The organism is Psychrobacter sp. UBA3483 (genome assembly GCF_002377905.1).
GTDB lineage: Bacteria > Pseudomonadota > Gammaproteobacteria > Pseudomonadales > Moraxellaceae > Psychrobacter.
Genome location: NZ_DFQS01000060.1, coordinates 19,903 through 40,970, shown reverse-complemented (window position 1 = coordinate 40,970; position 21,068 = coordinate 19,903). Strand labels below are relative to the sequence as shown.

Below are 21,068 nucleotides of genomic sequence, written 5' to 3'. Positions count from 1 at the left end.
TTTCAAGTTGAGAGTGGGGTTATATAAGTAAGCGCCTAATCTTGGCGAGATAAGGCGCTTATATTCCGTTGTCATCATCGTTGATAAAAATATTTCAGCATTTATTTCAAGAACAACTGATAGCCGATATTGTCATTGAGCATGGTGCAGTCATAACCAATATCAAGAAGCGCATCTTGTAGCTGGCGAGAGTTGCCCTCAGAAGCTTGTAAGCCAACCAATACACGACCTTCAGCGGCACCGTGGTTGCGATAATGGAATAAGGTGATATTAAAATCATCGCCCAATTTTTCTAAAAAGGTCAATAAAGCGCCCGGACGTTCTGGGAATACTACGCTTAATAATTGCTCATTTTCGACATGGGCATGACCGCCAATCAAATGACGAATATGAGATTTGGCGATGTCATCATCGGTTAAATCATGCGCTTCATAACCATCGGCTGCCAATTGGGTGCTAATCGTTTGACGCTCTTTCTCGCCTTCTTTTAAGGCGATACCGACAAAAATAGACGCAGGTTCCATAGAGTCGGGTGATTTTTTGCTATCGGCACGATAGTTAAACTCGGTGATATTACGGCCATGTAGGCTACGGCAGAAGTTTAAAAACGCGCCGGTTTGCTCAGGAATCGTTACGCCAAAGATGGCTTCTTTTTTCTCACCAATCTCCGTACGCTCGGCGATATAACGTAGGCGGTCGAAGTTCATGTTGGCACCGCAGATGATACCAACGCAGTTTTTGCCTTGCAAATTGTTGGCTTCGATATATTTTTTCATGCCTGCAACGGACAAAGCACCAGCAGGTTCAACGATACTACGGTTTTCTTCAAAGATATCTTTCACCGCCGCGCAGACTTCATCATTGGTACAAGTGACCACGTCAGTCTCGACTAAAGGACCTGACGCATCGCCCTTTTGCATACGCACGATATCAAAAGGCAGCTCGCCAATTTGAGCAACGGCGACACCATCGACAAACAGTCCGACTTGTTTGAGTTTAACCCGTTCATTCGCTTCAAGCGCCGCCTTAAGAGATGCTGATTGTTCTGCTTCGACGGCGATGACTTTGACATGCGGCGCCACTTCACCTAAAAATGCTGCCACGCCAGACACCAGACCACCACCGCCCACGGCAACGAAGACATAATCCATGTTGCGCCATTGCTGGGTCAATTCCAGACCAATAGTGCCTTGTCCTGCAATCACCAATTCATCATCATAAGGCGGGATAAAAGTTAAACCCTCGGTCTCAGCACGATTAATCGCATAACGGTTGGCTTCATCAAAGCTGTCGCCATGCAAATCGACATTACCGCCAAGCGCGCGTACCGCATCGACTTTGATATCCGGTGTGGTGGTTGGCATCACAATGATGTTATTCAGGTCAAGTTTACGAGCAGAGTAGGCAACGCCTTGCGCATGATTACCTGCCGAAGCACAAATGACGCCGCGCGCTTTTTGCGCATCGCTCAATTGGCTAATACGGTTATACGCACCGCGCAATTTAAAGGATTTAACCGGTTGCAAATCTTCGCGCTTAAATCGGATATCATTAGCAAAACGTTGGGTCAGCTTCGGTGCAGCTTCAAGTGGTGTTTGAATGGCGACGTCATAGACGGTGGCTTGCAAGATGGCTCGTACCCAATGTGACAGCATAATGATTCCTAAACAAAGAGAAGATGAATAAAAGAAGTGCAAATGGTTATAAATTGTTGTTTGATAATAAACAGCGATAAACCAGTAAAGATAAGCACAAAAATGAAATAGATTAGCCTATGCTGATTTTCACTATCTTGCAAGACACAATTGCAAATTTTGTGGGGAGTTTCTTGAATATTAAATGCCAATTTGTGAATACATTAAAGTAAGTATGCGCAATGTGATGGGCCAATGAGTATTTAGAATAGGTTTTACGCTAACATCGTTTAAAGCCATCGGTTATAATAAGCGCGCCTTTTAATTCTTTTATCATTTTACCTCTTTTATCATTTTAGCTCTTTTAGAGTGAGACGTTTATTTTTCCAAGGATTTATGATGAGTGATCAGCAAGCACAAAAGCAAGCCGCAGCCAAAGCTGCCCTCCGCTATATCGAAGATGACATGATACTTGGCGTAGGGACGGGCAGTACGGTAAATTGTTTGATTGAGTTATTGCCGACGTTAAGGCTTGCTGGGGCGGTCGCAAGCTCACAGGTCACCGAAGATAAACTACGCGCCTTGGGTATCGACATCGTCGATTTAAACTTTGCCGGTCAGCTTGATGTTTATATTGATGGCGCTGATGAGGTGAATGAGCATTTGCAATTGATTAAAGGTGGTGGCGGTGCGCTCACACGTGAAAAAATCGTCGCTGCCGCATCCAATAAATTTGTCTGTATGGTTGATGAAAGCAAAAGCGTTGAATGGTTAGGGCGCGAATTTCCCGTACCGATAGAAGTACTGCCACAAGCGCGCTCGTATGTAGCGAGGCAATTAGCCCGTTTGGGCGGAGAGCCAGTATATCGTGAAGATTTTGTCACCGATTATGGCAATGTGATTTTAGATACTTATGACTTAGATGTCAGTCAGCCACTAGCGCTTGAGCAGCAATTAAACAATATCGTTGGTGTGGTCTGTAATGGCATCTTTGCTGCCAATCAAGCTGATGTATTGCTTAGAGCGGGCAGTGATGGGGTAACCACTTTGACGCGTTAATGCATTATTGACAGAGTTTAAGGCTAAACAAAGTAATAAACAATAAAAAGGCAGCACATATTGAATATGTGCCGCCTTTTTTGTATCTGTTCATGTGATGTTTTCTGATTTAGAAAAATATCACGGTATGTTTTTAACAAACTATTTTTAGGCAGATAGCTTAATTTTGTCTTTTAATAAAAACTCCATTAAGGCTTTTTGCGCATGTAAGCGGTTTTCCGCTTCGTCCCAAACCACTGAGCGTGGATCATCGAGCATATCGTGAGAGATTTCTTCGCCGCGATGCGCAGGTAAGCAATGCATAAATACCACTTCGGGGTCAGCTTTATCAAGCAGTGATGGCGTGACTTGATAGGGCGCAAAACGGCGTGCGCGAGTGTTTTGTTCAGACTCTTGCCCCATGCTTGCCCAAACATCGGTGACGATTAAGTTTGAATCTTTTGCCGCATCTTGGACATCTTCGACCAAGCTCACGCAATGTGAGAAGCGCTCCATCAGCTCAGGATCAGGCTCAAATCCATAAGGGGCAGCAACACGCAGCTCAAAGCCAAACTGATTGGCCGCTTGCATGTAAGAGGCGCACATATTGTTGCCATCGCCAACCCAAGTGACGATTTTGTTTTCAATACTGCCGCGATGCTCATAATACGTTTGCATATCAGCAAGCAGCTGGCACGGATGGAACTCATCGGTGAGGGCATTAATAATCGGCACACTTGAGTATTCAGCAAAGGTTTCAACTTTTTCGTGCCCAAAGGTACGAATCATAATGATATCGACCATGCTTGATATAACACGCGCCGAATCTTCTAGCGGCTCACCGCGTCCAAGCTGCGTGTCGTTTGGCGACAAAAAGATAGCGCTGCCGCCAAACTGTCCCATGCCCGTCTCAAATGAGATACGCGTACGGGTGGATGATTTCTCAAATATCATGCCAAGCGTGCGCCCAACAAAGGGCTGATAGATCTCGCCGGCATGTTGCATTTTGCGCAATTCACAAGCGCGTTTGATGAGGTTTTCTAGTTCTTGTTTGGTTAAATCAGATAGGGTCAAAAAATGGCGCAAACTCATAGTAATCCTAGCAGTCGATCACAATCGATGAAAAATCGATAAAAATGTTACGTTGTCAGTCAGTAATCATATCGCGTCAGTGCGTATACTGTGGTGACAACAAACTTTTAGTATAGCGCAATTGGGCTTAATGTAAATGTCCAATTTGCCGTGATTTGGCGGTGTCTCTTTTATCTGGCAAACTGTCATGATGTTCCTATCTAACGATTATGATTCTGTTATTTTTCTAGTTGGTCGTGCGCTTAGGCGGCATAGCAGCTCATAGCTAATAGTCTCAGCATGGGCGGCGACTTCATCGACATGCGGCGCATCACCCCACAGCAACACTTTACTATTTAACGCCACGCTTTTTGGAACAGCACTGACGTCAATGACTATCATATCCATAGCTACGCGTCCGATGACCGCGCATGGGTAGCTTTGGTTGTTGGTCTCATCAATGACGCAAACATAGGCATCAGCACTCACCACGCGTGGATAGCCGTCGCCATAACCGATGCTAACCAAAGCTGTTTTGGTATCTTGCGCAGCAGTCCAGCGGCTGCCATAACCAATGCCGTCACCTGCGTTCACCGTTTGTAGCGCAATAATCTGCGCGCTAAATTCCATCGCTGGCTGTAAGTCCAAATCACGCGCACTTTTGTCAATAACCGGCGTGCTGCCGTAGAGCATGATGCCAGGACGTACCCAATCGTGATGATGCTCGGGGAAATTGACGATACCTGCTGAGTTGCACAATGAGCCTTCTACATCGCTGCTTACCGTTTCTCGTAAAGTCTGCAGCATGTCGTTAAAGCATTGGATTTGAATGGCGTTTAGAGGATGAGCGCGGTCATCGGCATTGGCAAAGTGAGTGGTCAGAATCAGCTGATAACCGGCTTTATGCAAACGTTTGGCTGCTGGAATCAGCGTTTGGTCATTAAAGCCTAAGCGGTTCATGCCAGTATTGTATTTTAGCCAAACCACTCGAGTGGCGCTGCTAATAGGCGGCGTATTTTCTAATGCCCAGTTTAGTTGTGGCTCATGATGAATCACGCAGCTAATATCGTGCTCTATCGCTAGCTGCCATTCCTCGGCGGTAAATGCGCCTTCGATGAGACCAATGGTTTTATCCCAACCTAATTGACGGGCTTCTAAAGCTTCCATTAAAGTTGCAACGCCGATACCATCTGCTTGATTTTCACCTTGTTGCAATGCTGGTAAGACAGCAGCGACGCCATGACCATAAGCATTGGCCTTGACCATAGCAAGAACTTTAGCCGTCGGTGCCAGTTTTTTAACTTGCGCCACATTATGAGTAATGGCGGCTGGTTTGATTGTGATAGTGCGCATAATTGCCTTCTTTATTGACAAAGTTATTTTTATTAGTAAAACGGTTTTATCAACCAAATAGTGTGTTTAGTAATGTGTTGAAGCAATAAAGCCAGTACATCATCAATTTGGCTGATGACGCACTGGCTAGTTTTATTCATAGTCGCTTTAAAGTTAAAGCTTGTTATATATATCGTTTAGTCAGCCGTTTACTCGTCATTCTCAAAGCTGACGTTTTGATAGTATTCTGGTGTCAGGTTAATAAAGCGGGTAAATTGCCCTTCAAAGCCTAAGCGGACGGTGCCGATAGGGCCGTTACGCTGTTTACCGATGATGATTTCAGCCACGCCTTTGTGGTCTGAGTTTTCATTATAAACCTCATCGCGATAAATAAACATAATCAAATCGGCATCCTGCTCAATCGCCCCCGATTCACGCAAATCCGACATAATAGGACGCTTATTAGGACGGTTTTCTAGACTGCGGTTAAGCTGCGACAGCGCAATAACCGGACATTCAAGCTCACGAGCCAAGGCTTTTAAACTACGAGAAATCTCCGAGATCTCTCCCACGCGGTTGCCATCAAGACTCGGTACTTTCATTAGCTGTAGGTAATCGACGACGATAGCGCCAAGTTTACCATCATGATTTTTGGCGATACGGCGACAGCGCGAACGCAGCTCTGAGGGCGGCAAGGCGGTACTGTCATCGATATATAAATGCTTAGATTGCAAATGCTGTATGGCGTTCATCATTTTTGCCCATTCATCTTCATTCATTTGCCCAGAACGCAGATGCGTCTGATTAATCGCGCCCCACGATGACAGCAAACGCATGACTATGGACTCCGCTGGCATTTCCATCGAAAATACCACAACGGGCAAATCTTCATTAAACAAAACGCCTTCCGCCAAGTTCATAGCAAAGGTGGTTTTACCCATAGACGGACGCGCCGCTACAATGATTAAATCGCCGGCTTGTAAGCCTTGGGTTTTGTTGTTTAGCTCGACGAATGGCGTTTGCAAACCAATCATGCCGTCAGGATTAGACTTTAGCTCTTGAATTTTATCAATGACATTGGTCAATACTGAAGTGATACCAACGGGGCCGCGTTGTTCTGCGCGTTTATTATGCTGCTCATTAATACTAAATATTTTTGCCTCAACATTGTCTAAGATGTCGCTTACCGTTTGGTCTTTAGGATTATAGGCAAGGGTCAACATGTCATTGCCAGTGGTAATCAGTTGGCGTAAGGTCGATAGCTCGCGCACGCGCTGTGCATAAGCAGTGAGATTAAACAAAGTGGCAGGACTTTGGCTTAAAATATCGGCCAAGTAGCTGTCGCCGCCGGCACCTTTAAGCAGTTTCTGTGCTTCCAACCAATCATGCACCATGACCGTATCGTAAGGCTCGTTGACCGCTGCCAAATGCGCAATCGCATCAAAAATGTACTGGTGACGCCCTGCATAAAAGTCGTCTTTGGTAACGATATCTGCAATCTTATCGTATGCCTCTTCGATACTCATCAAAGACGCCAGCAAGGCCTTTTCAATATCGATATTGTGCGGCGGTGTCTGATTGAGTAAGTCGTCGGTTTTTTCGTTGTCTGCCATGGGTGCCTAATGTCTTAAAAGTCAGTTTCAAAAGTCGGTATAAAATTAATTATATAAAAGTATAAATAGCTATGTGCTATCAGTATTTATTTTAGGAGTGATACCGTCAAGCAAGCGCGACATACCTCTACGAGAGAAGTACCAAAACGTGGTCTCAGCGCTTGCTGGTAAATGCTACAATGAAAGGCGAAAGTTTAACACATTCTAGCGTTTTTTCGGCTGCTATCAGTAATTATCTATAAAAATGCCATCTGCTATGATATAAGATTTGCGTCGTCTTGAACCCTCTTAAACGCTCGTTTTCATAATAATAAATCCAATAAAAACACATTCTTAATATCAAACTAGGATATTTTACTATGCAAAAAAGACGACCATTATTAATCACAACCGGTGAGCCTGCTGGCATTGGTATGGATGTCGTGCTGCTATTAGCAGCTGAGGGTAAATTGCAGGATTTTAAGCGTCCAATCTGGGTTACTGCTGATAGCGCCGCAATGCAAAAGCGCGCTAATATGCTGGTAACAGCAGGCGTGCTCGAGAGCTGTCCGCTTTGGCAAACTGTCGATTTGGAAATAGAGGCCGATGACTTTTTAGAGCAGATGTCACAGCAAACTATTGATGACAATAATAATGACAATAATAATGACAATCATGCTTTTATCCTGCTGAATACCCCTTGTGCTGAACCCGTTGTCTGCGGAAAAATTAATACTCGCAATTCGGCAATGGTTGCCAAGCAATTGGACATCGCCCATCAGTTAGCGACCAACAAAAAAGTCGCTGCTATCGTCACAGGGCCATTGCAAAAATCTGCACTGATAGATGCGGATATTAAACTGCTCGATGGCACCATGTTTAGCGGTCATACCGAGTTTTTTATGCAGCAAAGTGGCTGTGAGAAAGTTGTGATGATGCTCGCCAATCAAGCCATGAAAGTGGCGCTTGTCACTACTCATTTAGCATTAAAAGACATACCTGCTGCTATCACTGCTGATAATGTACGCCAAACGGTGCAAATTGTCATTGATGATATGCGAGAGAAGTTTGGTTTAACGCAGCCACGTATTTTGGTCTGTGGTCTTAACCCACATGCAGGCGAGGGCGGGCATTTGGGCGTTGAGGAAATTGAGATTATCAATCCCGTATTGCGTGAATTTATCGATGCGGACGTCGATATATCAGAGGCGATGCCAGCGGATACCTTATTTACTCCAAGACATTTAGCGAATTGTGACGCTGTGATTGCTATGTATCATGACCAAGGTTTACCAGTGCTTAAGTCGCACGGCTTTGGCGATACGGTCAATCTTACCTTGGGGCTGCCCTATATTCGTACCTCGGTTGATCACGGTACGGCGCTTGATTTGGCAGGGCGTGGTGGCGCAAGTGCGACCAGCTTGTACCAAGCATTGCTGATGGCCAATGAGATGGCGGATAAATCACTTATTGATAGCTCTCTTGCATAAGTCTGTGCCTTAGCGACGTTTGTCACGCAGTATTGATTGGGCAACTTTAGTGTGAATGATGGCTATTTATGAGTCATTAGACACGGTCTAATAAAAGTGGTTCCATTATACCAGTCTGTTTTAAGTGGTCTGTTAATAGGTTTAGAGGGTTAAATAGCTGGTTCCGTTAGGGTATACTCTAAAATTCTTCCTCTCGAAATTTATTATATTTAGAAGAAAATTTACGCAAATCATTTTTCAATTTTTCGTTTAAAGTATCATATAAGTCATTTTTCAAGACGTCATAAGCGTTTATAAAAGCGCCTTTATTCTTTTGAGTATATTCTTGCATCATATCTATACAAGAAAATGAACTCAGTATGTTAAATAAGATATAGATATTGTGAGGGTCGTATTCTAAAGCCTTTTGGAAATAAATTAATGCAGAGTAGTTTTGTTGATCTTCTGCAAGATATGGGGCAAGATCTACCGCTATTCCTTTTAAAGTTAAAGCTTCCGCTATTTCACTATCTGTTGAATTACTATCAGCAATTACTTCATTTAAAATACTTATAGCAAGTTCTGGCTCATAATTTTGGCAAAAAATCTCTGCTTGGGTCAGTTTTTTTTCTATGATAGACATTATTTTTTCACCCATTTGTCTTTGATTGTAAGGTCAACAGCTTGATGCCTGTATAGTGCAACGATCATAGATAGAATATGTATGGCAAGTACATCATGAAGTACACTGTGGCTATCCCAGCAAGTTAAAACCTTGATACCATTAGCCTACATCTTGATATTCAAGTCCTCACTAGGGTACCATTCTCATTCTCATAATCGTCGTTATAATAAAGGATTTTAGAACAAAAATAAGATTCTGTGTCGCTTGCGTTAAGGTATAGATGGCTTATTAATAAAACGTCTCAAAAATACAGTGTAATTATGAGCTGTGCTATAATTTCGTATTACAAAGCCAGCAAATAAAAGCGCATATAAATCCAGCACATTGCTGCCATAGCGCTATAGCCCATTTATCTTTTATCGATTAAGACCTTTTTATGTCCAAAACTACGTTTGATGCTCAATCTATTTCTAACAGCCTACGCGCTGCCAAACACCAACCGCGTAAACGCTTTGGTCAAAACTTCTTACATGACCGTAGTGTTATACGTGAGATTGTTGAGAGCATTCGTTTAGAGCGTGACGATAATTTAGTCGAGATTGGGCCGGGCATGGGCGCACTGACTGAGCCGCTATTGGCAGAAGTCGATGCGATGACCGTGGTAGAGCTTGATCGTGACTTGGCAGATAGTTTGCGCATTCGTATTGGGGCTAATAGCCATCCAAACTTTACGATTATTAAAGACAATGCCATGCATGTTGATTATCGTGAACTGTATAGTCCTGAGCGCGGTAAGCTGCGCGTGGTGGGCAATCTACCGTACAATATTTCTACGCCGATACTGTTTCATTTGCTCAGTTATGCCGATGTCATTCAAGACATGCACTTTATGTTGCAAAAAGAAGTGGTCGAGCGTATCACCGCTGACGTTGGCAGCAAAACCTATGGTCGTCTATCAGTCATCATGCAATATCATTGCGATACCGATTATTTATTGACCGTACCGCGCGGCGCTTTTAATCCACCGCCAAAAGTCACCAGTGCGGTTTTTCGCTTGACGCCGCATATCAATAAACCAATCGTAGCAGAAGATGAAGAGTATTTCACACTTGTGGTACGCGAGACTTTTAACCATCGCCGTAAGACACTACGCGCTATTTTTAAAAATTCTACGTTATTGCCGACGCTGAGCGAAGCCGATTTCGCCGCTTGCGACATCGATCCACAAGCGCGTCCGGAAGTGTTAAGTGTGAAAGATTTTGTCAATTTAAGCAATCAAGCGCGTCACTTATCATCTTAATTTATTAGACGCTTAATTTATCAAACAAAAATGATAGAGGGTTTATGAGTTTTCGCCATCAATATGTCATCGGTGATTTGCAGGGTTGCTATGCGGCCTACCTGCAATTACTTGAAACTTTAGATTTTGACCCAGCGCAAGATAAGTTATGGTTTGCCGGCGACTTGGTGGCACGTGGTGAAGATTCGTTAAGTACCTTACGTCATGTCAAAGCACTATGTGAACAAGGAGCTGCGGCAACGGTATTGGGTAATCACGATATCAATTTAATTGCGGTTTGGCGCGGGGCAACAGCGCTCAAGAAAAAAGACAAAACCGCACCTATCTTTGCTGCTAATGATTGCGATGAATTGTTAGAATGGCTACGCCATCAGCCACTACTGGCTTATCCTGATGAGCAGACGGTATTGGTACATGCGGGTATCCCACCGCATTGGACGATTAAGGCTGCGGCGAAATATGCACAGCAGTTAGAGGCCCAACTAAAAGGCAGCTTAGAACAGCTTGATCGCTTATTGCCGAATCTATATAGCAAAACTGCCGATGAGTGGCATGCAGACATTCATGGCTATACCAAAATGCGAGCGATTGCTAATTATTTCACCCGTATGCGCTTATGCAAACAAGATGGCACGCTCGAATTTGATTTTTCAGCAGGATTAGATGAGCCAATGCCAAAAGATTTTTTGCCTTGGTTTGAATGGCAAGTACCACGTGCACGCAAGATTTTATTTGGTCATTGGGCGGCGCTTAAAGCTGAGGTTGATTTGCCGCATGCGCGTGCACTTGATGGTGGCTGTGTTTGGGGTAATTATTTATTTGCTTATCGCTTGGGCGACGGCAAAGCCATCACTTCAAGTGCTCACTGCCTACCACCAACAGAAGAGCCAACAGAAAAATAGTCATGCTGCTTTATTGCTATTGTCTGAGATGAAGTTTGTAAAAAACTAATTTATCACTTAATTCGTAAATTAAAAAAACCGTTTGCTAAGCTGGTATTTAAGCCACCAAAACCGCCCGTTTAACTGGGTAGGTTTGGTGGTTTTTTCGGTTTAGGCAAAGGCGTTTTGGCATCGCCAACGGCTTTACTATCAGGATTGCCATCTTCGTCCTTATGCGCTTTATCGTACTGGATGTCATTACTATAAGGGACGCTATTTAGCTCCTCATCTATTAGTCCATCATCGAGGTCGATCGTTTTTTTGGCGCTTACTGGCTTAGTAGTACTGTGCGTTTCTCGACTTTTCAGCGCCGCGTCAGCATGACTATCCGATATGTTATTATCATAATCTATATCAGTAATGGCCTGCTCATTTTGCATGCTTTTTTGCTTAGATTTGGGCAGAATTTTGACGTCAGATAAACGGCGTACCACATAGTTATGCGGTATGGTCTGTCCGCCTTTATGAGCATTGGTATCATCAAAAATCATATGACCTTGGCTATCGATACGAGCGTATTTCATAGGTTTGTCACGTGGCCAAAAAAAGTCGGACGGGTGGGTCAGCATATGACTAAAAAGCTGCTTGGTCAAACGGCTCCATTCCATAAACTTGACTTCTTTAGAGCGCAGGGCGACAAACAATGCCAGCGAGAAACTGACCATGAGGTTGACCATACCGATAAGGGCAACGCCCAAAATAGAGATGAAAAAAACCGTCCAATCCCATTGATTGGCAGGTATGTGAAATAACCCATGCGCCAGATTCGCCGAGGCAAAAGCGATATGACGTATGTCAATCGGTAAGCCAAATATAAAGCCTATGGTAGCCGTGCTGCCTAAGAACACTCCGAATAAAAAGTTGCCCATAATGGCGCCGAGATTGGCTTCGATAAAGCCGCCTAAACGCTGAAGCCAAGCTTTGGGTAATAAGTATTGCAAAAGCTTATGACGCTGAATACGGGCGCCGATTTGGTTGTAAACCGCCAAATTATCATAGTAACCCGCGATAAGACCGGCTAAAAATAAATACACGCCAGCGATAGCCGCATGAGGAAGTGCTAGTGAGTGAAAAGGGTCAAGGTCATGCAATAAGTGTGCGGCCTTGTCAGTATTGATCATCGGAGTACCAGTATACTGTAACCACGCAAACGAGATAATCAGGGCAACAGGTATGGCTAACATGACGTTACCCATAATCGCAACAAACTGGGTACGTAAAATATCTACCACCAGCTCTGATAACTTGTTTAATTGGTGCGATTTCTTACCAGAACCGTCAGAGATGGTAGAAGCGATTGCCGCTGCTGTCATAGCCGGCTGTTTGGTAGCGACCGTACCGTGGACGATATGAATAAATACAAAGCCTAAACCATAAATCATACTATTGATAAAGGCGCGTCCCATCGGCGCCAGCGCCAGATGGTACGCCAGTATCTTCGTAGTTGCCATAAAAGCAATGATGAAGCCACCGATGGAAGCTTTTTTAAACATCTTTTGATAGCCAGCTTTGTCGGTACTAATATAATGCTCTCCGACGCGGCTGGCGTTTTCGGTGACTTTGCGCGATAGCAGCTTGGTATTATTATCAATCAAATAACCAATACTATAGCGGCGACTGGCACTCGTAATCAGCGCTTGAATAAGCTCAATAATAGCCTGATCACGCTTATCGTAGTTGTCTGCTACCAGCTCAGTTAAAATACGCATCCGTTGTAGGCTTTGATCCAAGCGCAGCATCATGTTGGTTAGGCGGATTGAGATACCAGTTTTATAGATACGTTTACGGATAGTGGCAACGATATCTTCACATTGCTCAATCATCACTAGTAATGGCGCAGGATCGACCGCTTTGTCAGGGATAATATCGGTTAGAGTATCAAGCTCATGCGCTTCTCGGTATTGATTGACGTAGAGGACAGCTTCTTGATTTTGTGCCACAAATGACGCCGAGTAATTGAGCATTTGCGGATAAAATTCCATCAAATCTGGATGCAAGCCGATGCCGCTAATCCGATACGATAAAATGATAATCGCGTTCAAGATACTGTTTTTTGCCGTTGCGACCAAGTTTAAATGCTGCTCATTGACCTTGAGTAGGCCGACCATCTCATCCCATTTGTCTTTGTCAATATTGCTAAGCCAGCGCTCATCCGAGCGTCTGTCAAATAAATAACCGACCAATTCTATAACGGAATCTTCTTGTGGCAGCAGGGGCAAAAAACGATGACCGATAAGGCGGCGCAGACTATTAAAAAAGCCTTGATCCGACATGATGCCCGTATCGGTATATAACGCAATTTGGCGGTATTCAATAATGAGTTTTAAAACGAAGCTTGACAGTCCATCGGCGTATTCTGGATGCTGACGTAAAATATCAATCAAATCTTGCATCTTTTTATTGGCTAACGCCGGCTCTTTGTCGCTGACACGTAGCTCATCGATTAAGCGCTTGAGTACCGCAGGATCTGGCACATCACTTAAGGCAGTAATCTGTTGTAAAATGTGTTTTATTTCTGACACATTGCATCCCTTATGGTAGTTATTTCAATCATTGTTATTATTGAGCCTGAGCAAGGAGATATTTTTTTTAGCAAATGCTGTGTTTATCAATATTGCAATAAGTGAGGGGAGTTTTTGAGTGTTAATTTTTAGCGTGCCAATGCATCACTTTACTGTTTAAAACTAAAAACCCTTATTAAAGTTAGGGCGTGTCCTCAATTCAAGCGCTTGTATCTAAATGGGCTAAAAATGGCTAAATTTTGTCAAACATCGTCAAATAGCTGACTAATATCTCGATATTATTTGCGCGATTTTCCTCGTTTGACGGCAATTTATCTCATTTTTAAAATGAGGACACGCCCTAATAAGCTTAGCTCTGCGTTATTTTAATCGTAACCATCTCTCGGCGCTTAATTATTTTGTTAGCAGTTATTCTGACCTTTACTATGCTGATTTCTCTTCTTTCTTTAATTCGTCTAATTTCTTTAATGGCTGCCACAATATTTTTGGCAAAAAAAGGGACAGTAGCGTGACTGTCCCTTTTATCGTTGTACGGTATGGCTTACTTTATTATAAAAGTAAACAATTAGCTAGCAGGTACATCAAAGTAACTAAGATCAAAGTTCATCATTGGATCACTGCCAGCTTTTACCATCTGCGCGTGAGCGTCGATACGTGGCAAGATACGACCGACGAAATAATCGGCAAGCTTGGCTTTATTGGTGTAGAACTCACCTTCTTTACCATTCGCAGCTTCGACCATGAGTGCAAACATATACGAGTAGGCAAGGTAGCCAAACGCATGCATGTAATCAACGGCACAGCCATTAATTTCACTCTTACGTGCGCCAATATTGCTAAGTACCGTGGTGGTTAACTCTTCAATCGTATCAGCAGCGTTTAGCGTTGCTTGCTTGATACCATGATCCGCTTGCATATTATTGACAAAGTCACGAATCTCACCTAAGAAATGGATGACATATTTGCCGTTATTTTTTGCCACTTTACGGCCTAGTAAATCAAGCGCTTGGATACCATTGGTGCCTTCATAAATCTGCGCAATACGGGTATCACGGACGATTTGCTCCATACCCCATTCGCGGATATAGCCGTGACCACCAAATACTTGCTGACAATCAATAGTGGCTTCTAACGCTTTGTCGGTCAAGAAAGCTTTAGCAACTGGCGTCAGTAAGGCAACGCGTGCAGCGGCTGCTTGAGCGGCTTCAGGATCGTTACTAAATTTCTCTTGGTCTAGGTTTTTGGCGACGTACATCGCAAAACAACGTGACGCTTCGGTGTTGGCTTTGGCATTTAACAGCATACGGCGTACATCGGCATGATAAATGATGGCGTCAGCAGGTTTCTCTGGGCTTTGAATTTGGGTATCGCTACGGCCTTGACCACGGTCATTGGCATATAGCGCCGCATTTTGATAAGCAAGCTCAGAACCACCAAGACCTTGTAGACCCATGGTCACACGCTCATAGTTCATCATGATGAACATTGAAGACAGACCGGTGTTTTCTGCGCCAACCATCCAGCCTTTGGCATTATCAAAGTTCATCACGCAAGTCGCTGAGGCTTTGATACCCATTTTATGCTCGATAGAGCCAACTGCCAAGGTGTTGCGCTCGCCCAAGCTGCCATCTTCATTAACCAAGAATTTTGGTACCACAAACAGCGAAATACCCTTTGAGCCTTCTGGCGCATTCGGGGTTTTTGCCAACACCAAATGAATGATATTTTCTGTGAGGTCATGCTCACCGCCGGTGATAAAGATTTTGGTACCAGAGATGTTATAGCTACCATCGTCGTTTGGCACGGCTTTGGTTTTGATAATACCTAAGTCAGTACCAGCATGCGGCTCAGTCAAGCACATAGTACCCGACCATTCACCGTTGTACATTTTCTCTAAGTAAGTTTGCTTTTGCTCTTCAGACGCCGCCGCATTTAAGCAAAGCGTTGCGCCTACGGTTAGGTTTGGATATAGAGCAAATGACTGGTTGGCGGTAAATACCATCTCTTCGGTCAACATAGTGACCATTTTTGGGAAACCTTGACCGCCGTACTCAGAGTTACCACTTAAGCCAACCCAACCTGATTCGGCATACTGCTTATAGGCGTCTTTAAAGCCAGTAGGGGTGGTGACAACGCCATTACCTTCAAAGGTTGCGCCTTCTTCATCACCGCTACGATTGATAGGTAATAAGACGTTTTTTGATAATTTTGCCATTTCTTCCAAAATCATATCGACAGTTTCCATATCGACATGAGCAAGGTTTTCGTTGTTTTGCCAAAATTCAGGCGCCTTAAATACGTCGTTTAGGATAAAGCGCATGTCGTTAAGAGGGGCATTATAAACAGCCATAAACATTCCTTTGGTTTAAATGAATAAAAGTGAGTAGGGCAAAGCATCAAATTGTTCTTGTGAGTGTAGCTTAAACATAGATAGTTAAAGTTTAGCAAATTAGCGTAACGACGGGTGGTTTTCTTCGTGAATTGTGCGTCCACCAAAAATAGCTATCAATAAAAACGCTAAGAAAATCGGCAACACACCTAAGTATGTTGCCGATAGGAACTGCTTATTAAAATAGATACTACACTTGCAACGTTCTATACATTAAAACGCAAATTGATCAACGTCCATAGTCATGTACGGCTCAACACCAGTGCTGATGCGCTGTACGTGCGTGGTGGTACGTGGCAATAATTTTGCAAAGTAGAATTGCGCGGTTTTGATTTTGGCATCGTAAAAGGCTTTTTCGCCAGTACCGTCTGCCAATGCAGTTTGCGCAACCAAGGCCATACGCGCCCATAAATAAGCTAGCGTGACATAACCGCTGAAGTATAAGTAGTCAACTGCTGCACCGCCAACCGCATCTGGGTTTTCAGTCGCTTGCATACCGATACGCGCGGTTAAATCGCCCCATTCTTTGACGTGTTTGGCAAGTGGGCGGATAAATTGACCCATTTGATCGTTGTCTTTGTTCTCTTCGCAGAAAGTTTGGATGACTTTGACAAAGTTGGCCAGCATTTTGCCTTGTGAGCCCAATACTTTACGGCCGAGTAAGTCAAGCGCTTGGATTTCAGTGGTACCTTCGTAGAGGCAAGCAATACGGGTATCACGGACGTTTTGCTCCATACCCCACTCGCTAATAAAGCCGTGACCGCCATAAACCTGTACGCCATGGTTAGCCGCTTCTAGACCAGTTTCAGTCAAGAATGCTTTAGCAATCGGTGTCAATAGTGACAGCATTTGGTCAGCAAATTTAAGATCATCGCCTTCGCCTTTTGCAACAGTATCCGCAAAGTGTGAGAGGTAATAAACGAGGGCACGACCGCCTTCAGCAAAGGCTTTTTCGGTCAATAGCATGTTACGAACGGCTGGATGGACGATGATAGGGTCAGCGACTTTATCTGGGGCTTTAGCACCTGATAATGAACGCATCGCTAAGCGGTCTTTGGCATAGGTTAATGAGCCTTGGAACGCATATTCTGCTGCCGTTAAACCTTGAACGGCGGTACCGATACGGGCCACGTTCATAAAGGTAAACATGCACTGTAGACCGCGGTTTTCTGGGCCAATCAAATAACCAGTTGCGCCGTCAAAGTTCATCACGCAAGTCGCTGACGCTTTGATACCCATTTTGTGTTCGATAGAACCACAAACGACGTTGTTGTTTTCACCAAGGCTGCTGTCTGCGTTGACCATGACTTTAGGTACGATAAACAGCGAGATGCCTTTGGTGCCAGCAGGCGCGCCTGGTAGACGGGCTAGGACGATATGAATGATATTGTCGGTTAGGTCATGCTCGCCCGCTGAGATAAAGATTTTTTGACCAGTGATGCTATAAGTGCCGTCATCGTTTGGCTCAGCTTTGGTGCGGATAATACCCAAGTCAGAACCCGCATGTGCTTCAGTCAAGCACATAGTACCTGACCACTCGCCGGTGACCATTTTTTCAAGGTAAGTTTGTTTTTGCTCTTCAGTACCATGGTGCTCGATGGTTTGAATCGCGCCATGTGATAGGCCAGGATACATAGAAAATGACCAGTTCGCCGTGCCAACCATCTCATTGATGACCGTTGATAACGAGAAAGGCATGTTTTGACCGCCGAATGCTTCTTCAGCAGACAAGGCTGGGAAGCCAAGCTCGCAGTAGGCTTTATAAGCTTCTTTAAAGCCTTTTGGCGTGGTGACAGTACCGTTGTCGAAATGACAGCCTTCCGCGTCGCCGCTTTGGTTTAATGGTGACAGCTCATTTTCCGCAAAGCTTGCCGCCATCTCAAACAGACTGTCCATCAACTCACGATCGGCTTCTTGGAACGCAGGTAAGGTTTTGTAGTGACTTTCGCTGTCAAGTAACTCATGCATCACGAATTGGATATCACGTAGGGGCGCTTTATATTGCATAACTTCCTGTCCTTTTTTAGGATGCGACCGGCAATAATGCGGCGACCATCATTGATTTTCATGATTGAAATCTGAGTCGCTCGCGTTTTACTAGTATGAGGATTGTCTGTGTCAATAGCAGACAACAACATCGGTCATATGAAATAAATTGAGAAGAGTAAAAAAGAATTATGACTGTATTCGTAAATTCTTGGTAAAAGATAGGCGTTCACTGGCAAATATACAAGTTTGGTGACAATACTGATAAGTCATCAACCTGTGTTGCATCCTATATATCATCGAGCTTATACGCTAAAAACTTAAGCGTTATTTAATAATAATGGTAGAAAAATTCAAGCAATTTACTCTTAAGATAGAAGTCTAAGGAGAGTCAGTTTTAGACAAATGTTGCTGCGTGAGCAACTTAGTGGCCTCATCTGACGTCATCGGTTTACCAAACCAATAACCTTGACCGTACTGACAACCCATACTAAGCAGTAAGTCACGTTGTTGCTCATTTTCGATACCTTCGGCGATAACGTGCATATCAAGTGCTTCTGCTAAATCCAAAATCGCTTTAACAATCGCGCGCTGCGTACAATCATTGGTGATTTTAGAGATAAAGCTTTTATCAATTTTAATAAAATCAAACGGATATTCTTGTAAATAGCTCAGCGAAGCGAAACCCGTACCGAAGTCATCAAGCGCCAGACAGATGCCAAGTTCTTTGAGTAAATCTAGTTGTTTTTTGACATTGGCATGACGTTGTATTAATGAAGATTCGGTCACCTCTATGTGCAGTTGGTGGGCGGCAAGTTTATGGCTGTCTAACAAGTTACGGACCAAGCCAAAAAAATCAGGATGGCTGAATTCTGCCGCATCGGCATTGATACAGATGTGCTGCTCAAAACCCAAATCTCGCCAAACGGTCAATTGCTTGGCAATTTGGTTTGCCATTTGTGAAAACAACTCAAACGATAATTTATGAGAAATGACGGCATCCATAAAATCGGCGGGTCTTAGTAAACCACGGGTAGGGTGTTGCCAGCGCACCAATGCCTCAAAACCGCTAATCACACCCGTATCTAGGGCAAATTTGGGTTGGTAATACGGCACGAATTGACACTCGTTACTAGCCGTCCTAAGCTCAGACTCTAACTGTATATTGTGCGCATTCATCTCATTAATAGATTTATGATACCAGCAGACATCATCGCCGCCCTGCTGTTTAACGTAATTCAACGCTTTTTCAGCTTTGGTCAATAAGCCGATGAACTCATTGCCGTTTTCAGGGAAGTAGCTGACCCCAACCGAGATATGACAATAGACCTGTGCTTCTTTTGCCATGCTGTCATTTAAGAAAAAAGGGCGCTCGCACATTTGCATTAAGCTGTCTAGTTGATGGCGCACCATATTGGCATCGTTGCATTCAAATAATAAAGCAAAGTCGTCACCGCCAAAATGCGAAAAGCAGCGTAAATTGTCCAGCTCCAACTCGGTGATACGTAAAACAAAATTTTCTACCAGTTTGTTGATGCCATCTGGTCCCAATAAGATAGCAAGGTTGCGATAACGGTCAATGTTAAAACGCACGACCACCACTTCTTGGTAGCTTTCTATTAACAACTCACTGGTTTGACTTAAAAACACTTTACGGTTCGGCAGTCCAGTCAGCTGGTCATAATTTAACAGGTGGGCGACCTTTTCTCTGTTTTTAGCCAGCGTCGCCATATTACGTATGGTACCAACGTAGTAAGGGGTCTCTTCTAAGTAAATTTTGCGATAGGTGATATGACAGTCGAGTATTTCGCCATAGCGATTTGCCATCGAAAAATCGATTTCACAAAATCCTGTAATGTCTAAGCTGTTAATCAAATTTTTGAGCACCGCTTGCTCTTCTTCGGACAAAAACTCGGCTGCATAGATGCCAAGCGGACGGCCAAGCAAAAATTTTTCTGTATAACCAAGCATCAGCTCATAGCTTGCATTGACGGATAAATAGCGCAGTTTTTCGTCCAGTATGAAAATAGCGTCTTCAAATTGCTCGCACAGTTTGACCAATAATTGCTGCTTATCCGATATTGGCATAGGGGTAAAATCGGTCATAATAGGACTCATAACATCAAGTTGAATGATAAATGGCGATGCAGTAGTGGCAATTTGAAGCCTACCTAATTAAAGCATGTAGGGTCGCCAATGATGCCAATGTTGCTAAGGCAACGACAGGGGCAGTTTCGGTACGTAATACCCTTGTGCCAATTTGCCACGCTGCAAAACCAACGTCAGCAGCTTTGCCGCATTCATCAGCGCTGAGCCCGCCCTCAGGTCCGATTAGCAATTCAACATAAGGCGTCTGTTGTTTCAAAACGACGGGCAGCGCCTCAGGCATCAGTGGCTGTCCTGCTGCTGGCACGCTTAGCTGCAGACATAAATCGGCAGGCCGCTGTAATGCTTGATAATAAGCATCTTTACTCAGCTCAGCTACGATTGGGCTGACTATCATCTCATTTTTATTTTCGTTAGCTGCTATATTTGATAGCCAGTCATCAATCGATAATGGCGCGATAATAAGGGGCGGGCGATTCAGTCCACATTGCTCACAGGCAGCAATAGCCACTTGTTGCCAGTGTGCCAGTTTTTTCTCTACTTGGGCAGGTTTTAGATTGACCTCACCGTGATGGCTACTCAATAGTTGAATAGCAGTGACACCAAGCTCAGTGGATTTTTGAATGGCGTAATCCATCCGTTCGCCGCGACTCATCACTAGCCCGATTTTTGTCAACACAGCGGCATTGCGATCGGTTTCTACGTGTAATGATAGCGTCGCAGTGGCCTTTTTTTTACTGATGCTATTGAGCTGTACCTGATATTCACCGCCGAAACCGTCAAACAAAATCCCTTTATCACCGATATTAGCCCGTAGTACCCGGCACCAATGATGGACAATATTTTCGGTCAACTCGACGCTAGCACCGATAGGTAAAGTGCTAAGTTGCGGGTAGGTCGGGGTGTTTTTATCACTGCTGTCGCTACTAGTGTCATAAAAGAAACGTCGCAAATTTACTTATTCCTATAATGGGGGTGATGATATTTTTCAATATCTTAGCAGAATATCATTTGAGTGGGTAAAGGGATTGTCATCAGTAGAATTGGTATAAATGCAATGCCC

The 21,068-nt window shown here is 43.9% G+C and carries 14 protein-coding genes; 4 read left to right on the top strand and 10 right to left on the bottom strand.

Annotation, left to right across the window (positions count from 1 at the left end):
• Positions 1–101: 101 nt before the first annotated feature.
• Positions 102–1,655, bottom strand: coding sequence for a threonine ammonia-lyase, biosynthetic (gene ilvA, locus B2866_RS11515; protein WP_296194362.1), 1,554 nt, complete (start codon positions 1,653–1,655; stop codon positions 102–104).
• Between the two features lie 378 nt (positions 1,656–2,033).
• Between ilvA and rpiA the strand changes: the two genes are divergently transcribed.
• Complete coding sequence (gene rpiA, locus B2866_RS11510; RefSeq protein ID WP_296194359.1) at positions 2,034–2,693, top strand: ribose-5-phosphate isomerase RpiA; 660 nt, start codon at positions 2,034–2,036, stop codon at positions 2,691–2,693.
• Between the two features lie 147 nt (positions 2,694–2,840).
• Here rpiA and argF read toward each other — a convergent pair whose 3' ends face one another.
• The 3 genes from argF to dnaB form a co-directional block, all read right to left on the bottom strand.
• On the bottom strand, positions 2,841–3,764 hold the full coding sequence (gene argF, locus B2866_RS11505) for an ornithine carbamoyltransferase (protein ID WP_296194355.1): 924 nt from the start codon (positions 3,762–3,764) through the stop codon (positions 2,841–2,843).
• A gap of 207 nt (positions 3,765–3,971) precedes the next feature.
• Positions 3,972–5,096, bottom strand: coding sequence for an alanine racemase (gene alr, locus B2866_RS11500; protein ID WP_296194353.1), 1,125 nt, complete (start codon positions 5,094–5,096; stop codon positions 3,972–3,974).
• A gap of 188 nt (positions 5,097–5,284) precedes the next feature.
• Entirely contained in the window at positions 5,285–6,688 is a 1,404-nt protein-coding gene (gene dnaB, locus B2866_RS11495; protein ID WP_068405205.1) for a replicative DNA helicase, read from the bottom strand.
• Between the two features lie 359 nt (positions 6,689–7,047).
• Here dnaB and pdxA point away from each other — a divergent pair, with 359 nt between their 5' ends.
• On the top strand, positions 7,048–8,157 hold the full coding sequence (gene pdxA / locus B2866_RS11490) for a 4-hydroxythreonine-4-phosphate dehydrogenase PdxA (protein ID WP_296194349.1): 1,110 nt from the start codon (positions 7,048–7,050) through the stop codon (positions 8,155–8,157).
• Between the two features lie 178 nt (positions 8,158–8,335).
• Here the strand turns inward: pdxA and B2866_RS11485 are convergent, their stop codons facing one another.
• A complete protein-coding gene (locus tag B2866_RS11485) occupies positions 8,336–8,779 on the bottom strand; it encodes a hypothetical protein (RefSeq protein ID WP_179799765.1) in 444 nt (147 codons plus the stop codon).
• A gap of 418 nt (positions 8,780–9,197) precedes the next feature.
• On the opposite strand from B2866_RS11485, the gene rsmA reads away from it, so the two are divergent.
• Both rsmA and B2866_RS11475 read left to right on the top strand, forming a co-directional pair.
• A complete protein-coding gene (gene rsmA, locus B2866_RS11480; protein ID WP_296194342.1) occupies positions 9,198–10,061 on the top strand; it encodes a 16S rRNA (adenine(1518)-N(6)/adenine(1519)-N(6))-dimethyltransferase RsmA in 864 nt (287 codons plus the stop codon).
• Between the two features lie 44 nt (positions 10,062–10,105).
• On the top strand, positions 10,106–10,963 hold the full coding sequence (locus B2866_RS11475) for a symmetrical bis(5'-nucleosyl)-tetraphosphatase (RefSeq protein WP_296194339.1): 858 nt from the start codon (positions 10,106–10,108) through the stop codon (positions 10,961–10,963).
• A 119-nt stretch (positions 10,964–11,082) separates the two neighbouring features.
• Here the strand turns inward: B2866_RS11475 and B2866_RS11470 are convergent, their stop codons facing one another.
• The 5 genes from B2866_RS11470 to B2866_RS11450 all read right to left on the bottom strand — a co-directional run bounded on the left by B2866_RS11470 (position 11,083) and on the right by B2866_RS11450 (position 20,957).
• Positions 11,083–13,524 carry a site-specific recombinase gene (locus B2866_RS11470; protein ID WP_296194337.1) on the bottom strand — a complete coding sequence of 814 codons (2,442 nt, stop codon included), beginning with the start codon at positions 13,522–13,524 and terminating at the stop codon, positions 11,083–11,085.
• A gap of 565 nt (positions 13,525–14,089) precedes the next feature.
• Positions 14,090–15,874, bottom strand: a complete 1,785-nt coding sequence (locus tag B2866_RS11465; RefSeq protein ID WP_296194335.1) for an acyl-CoA dehydrogenase C-terminal domain-containing protein — start codon at positions 15,872–15,874, stop codon at positions 14,090–14,092.
• A 252-nt stretch (positions 15,875–16,126) separates the two neighbouring features.
• Positions 16,127–17,920, bottom strand: a complete 1,794-nt coding sequence (locus B2866_RS11460) for an acyl-CoA dehydrogenase C-terminal domain-containing protein (RefSeq protein WP_296194332.1) — start codon at positions 17,918–17,920, stop codon at positions 16,127–16,129.
• A gap of 360 nt (positions 17,921–18,280) precedes the next feature.
• Positions 18,281–20,005, bottom strand: a complete 1,725-nt coding sequence (locus tag B2866_RS11455) for a bifunctional diguanylate cyclase/phosphodiesterase (RefSeq protein ID WP_296194330.1) — start codon at positions 20,003–20,005, stop codon at positions 18,281–18,283.
• 61 nt (positions 20,006–20,066) lie between these two features.
• A complete protein-coding gene (locus B2866_RS11450) occupies positions 20,067–20,957 on the bottom strand; it encodes a 16S rRNA (uracil(1498)-N(3))-methyltransferase (protein WP_296194328.1) in 891 nt (296 codons plus the stop codon).
• Positions 20,958–21,068 lie beyond the last annotated feature (111 nt).

Bases quoted from the DNA above. Each gene is read 5' to 3' on its own strand.
- B2866_RS11455 (WP_296194330.1), bottom strand. From the start codon at position 20,005: ATGACCGATTTTACCCCTATGCCAATATCGGATAAGCAGCAATTATTG.
- dnaB (WP_068405205.1), bottom strand. From the start codon at position 6,688: ATGGCAGACAACGAAAAAACCGACGACTTACTCAATCAGACACCGCCG.
- B2866_RS11465 (WP_296194335.1), bottom strand. From the start codon at position 15,874: ATGGCTGTTTATAATGCCCCTCTTAACGACATGCGCTTTATCCTAAAC.
- alr (WP_296194353.1), bottom strand. From the start codon at position 5,096: ATGCGCACTATCACAATCAAACCAGCCGCCATTACTCATAATGTGGCG.
- pdxA (WP_296194349.1), top strand. From the start codon at position 7,048: ATGCAAAAAAGACGACCATTATTAATCACAACCGGTGAGCCTGCTGGC.
- rpiA (WP_296194359.1), top strand. From the start codon at position 2,034: ATGAGTGATCAGCAAGCACAAAAGCAAGCCGCAGCCAAAGCTGCCCTC.
- B2866_RS11460 (WP_296194332.1), bottom strand. From the start codon at position 17,920: ATGCAATATAAAGCGCCCCTACGTGATATCCAATTCGTGATGCATGAG.
- B2866_RS11485 (WP_179799765.1), bottom strand. From the start codon at position 8,779: ATGTCTATCATAGAAAAAAAACTGACCCAAGCAGAGATTTTTTGCCAA.
- argF (WP_296194355.1), bottom strand. From the start codon at position 3,764: ATGAGTTTGCGCCATTTTTTGACCCTATCTGATTTAACCAAACAAGAA.
- ilvA (WP_296194362.1), bottom strand. From the start codon at position 1,655: ATGCTGTCACATTGGGTACGAGCCATCTTGCAAGCCACCGTCTATGAC.
- rsmA (WP_296194342.1), top strand. From the start codon at position 9,198: ATGTCCAAAACTACGTTTGATGCTCAATCTATTTCTAACAGCCTACGC.
- B2866_RS11475 (WP_296194339.1), top strand. From the start codon at position 10,106: ATGAGTTTTCGCCATCAATATGTCATCGGTGATTTGCAGGGTTGCTAT.